Here is a 2,276-nt window from a genome sequence, read left to right as displayed (position 1 = left end):
AAGTCAATATTTGAAAAAGAAGGATTATTTTTTCCAAGTAATGGCTATATAAAAAAAGCTCAAATAAAGAGTAATACAACCGCAATTGAATTTAATAATGTAGTAATAAATAAGAATAAAAGTGATGAAGTTCTTCTTAATCTGAACAATGTATCTTTCCCTAGTGGTGCTATTACTGCTTTTATTGGGAGAAGTGGAGCTGGTAAAACCACCACATTTTTATCTCTCTTAAAAATAAATCCATATGAAGGCGTGATAAAAGTATTTGGTAAAGATTTAAAGAAGATTAAAAAGAAAGAACTCTATAGAACCATGGGAATAGTTTTTCAAAATCCAGCAAACCAATTTATTACGCAAAATGTACTTGATGAAGTAAAACAAAGTATTAGACTTTGGAATAATAAACTGAGTGATGAAGAAGTTAATAATGAGGCATTAAAGAGACTTGATGAATATGGTTTACTTAGATATAAACGATATTCACCTTATATGTTATCTCAAGGACAACAGAGAAGGCTTGCTGTGTTATCGGTGCTGGCAGGGGAACAAAAAATATTACTTCTTGATGAACCTACCTATGGACAAGATTATCGCTCAACTTGTGCAATTATGAGCTTACTTGAAGATAAAATAAAAACTAAAGGATTGAGCGTGATATTAATAACTCACGATGAGGAATTAGCAAAAAGCTATGCAGATAAAAGATATGTAGTAAGGGGAAATGGTGTATATGAAGCTTGAAAAACTAAATCCTAGTGTAAAAGCATTTACTGTTTTACTCTCAGTTATTCTTTTATCTTTTCAATATATAATTGAACTAAATGTTGGGGTGTTTCTTACATCTATTTTATTATTAGTTTTCTTTTCTGATGCAAAAATAAAAAGAATAGTAATAATATTAATTCCTGCATTTATTGCTGCATTTGGTCTCTTTATGATGGGCTTATACTATGCTAAGGGAAGTGCTGTTGAACTGGAGGAAATAAGTAACATTTCAAATGTACCATTTGCAGTTAGAGCTGCAGCTAGTAGAAATCTAACAACAGCCTTACAGCTATCAACTCGATTACTATCTTATGCAGGACTTGGTATTTTATTCGCTTTGACTACCAACGGTGATGATTTTGTAAAAAGTATGATACATCAATGTCATTTATCACCAAAATTCGCTTATGGAATATTAGCTGCCTTTCATTTAATGCCTAATATGGTTAGTGAGTATAAAGCTGTATTAACTGCATATGAGGTTCGGGGTATGAAGCAATCATTTATATCTCTTAAGGTGATATTCACAATGTTAGTTAACTCTATAAGGTGGTCTGAGTGTGTTGCCATGGCTATGGAGTCAAAAGGATTTTCTGGTAAAAATGATAGGACTTACTTAGAAGTAACAAAGGTTCGCTGGTATGATGTTTTGCTTTCCTTAATAACACTTACTACTATTTCTACAGCGATGTTTATTTTGAGATAGCCTTCTGTAATTCTTTTTAATTATTTTCTATAGAAATATCTTTTAAAAGTTAATAAAATCAAATATTCCATTAATAATTATAAGGATAAATATGAACGAAGAGATTAAGAGACAAATATTAAATGAAATAAAAAGTTTTGATTCAATTTTAATTGCTAGACATTTCCGCCCAGATGGTGATGCTATAGGGGCTACTAAGGGGTTACAGAGAATTTTAAAGTTAACTTATCCAAATAAAGATATTAGATTATGTAATAAAGATTATTCTGATTACATGGCTTTTTTAGGAGCTGAAGATGGTTATGTAACAGATGAAGATATTAAAAAATCTTTAGTACTAATCCTTGATACCGCAACTAGTGAAAGAGTATCCGATGATAGAGTCTTAAATGGGAAGAAGATTATTAAAATTGATCATCATATCGATAATAACCCTTATGGTGATATCTCATGGGTAGAAGAAAAGAGAAGTTCTACAGCAGAGTTAATTGCAGACTTTTATCAAACATTTAAAGATGAGCTAGAAATTGATTCATTTGCTGCAACTTGTATTTATACGGGTATGAATACTGATAGTGGACGCTTTAGGTTTGCTTCAACTACTGGCGATACATTACGACTTGCTGGCTTAATGCTTGATCAGGGAGTAGAGATAGAAAACTTACAAGCGCAATTAGATTTAAGGGATTTTAAGTTCTATTCATATCAATCAGATGTATTTTCAAGAATAAAAGTTACAGAAAATGGACTTGCTTATATATTCGTTGATTTAGCTATGCAGGAGAAGTGGAACTTATCTAGAGAG

At 31.2% G+C, this 2,276-nt stretch carries 3 protein-coding genes; all 3 read left to right on the top strand.

Annotated elements, in window-relative coordinates; genetic code table 11:
* Positions 1-741: ABC transporter ATP-binding protein (locus SOY52_RS09825; protein ID WP_320848779.1), on the top strand; the 741-nt coding region annotated here is incomplete at its 5' end.
* Positions 731-1,471 (top strand): energy-coupling factor transporter transmembrane component T, encoded by a 741-nt coding sequence (locus SOY52_RS09820; protein WP_320848778.1) that lies wholly within the window; start codon positions 731-733, stop codon positions 1,469-1,471. The genes SOY52_RS09825 and SOY52_RS09820, both read left to right, overlap by 11 nt.
* A gap of 91 nt (positions 1,472-1,562) precedes the next feature.
* Positions 1,563-2,276: bifunctional oligoribonuclease/PAP phosphatase NrnA (locus SOY52_RS09815; protein ID WP_320848777.1), on the top strand; the 714-nt coding region annotated here is incomplete at its 3' end.

Origin of the sequence: Bullifex sp. (assembly GCF_034103065.1) — a bacterium.
Classification (GTDB): domain Bacteria; phylum Spirochaetota; class Spirochaetia; order Sphaerochaetales; family Sphaerochaetaceae; genus Bullifex.
This window is presented reverse-complemented; position numbering and strand designations above follow the sequence as displayed.

Excerpts from the sequence above, each read along its gene's own strand:
- SOY52_RS09820 (WP_320848778.1), top strand. The coding sequence starts at position 731 with ATGAAGCTTGAAAAACTAAATCCTAGTGTAAAAGCATTTACTGTTTTA.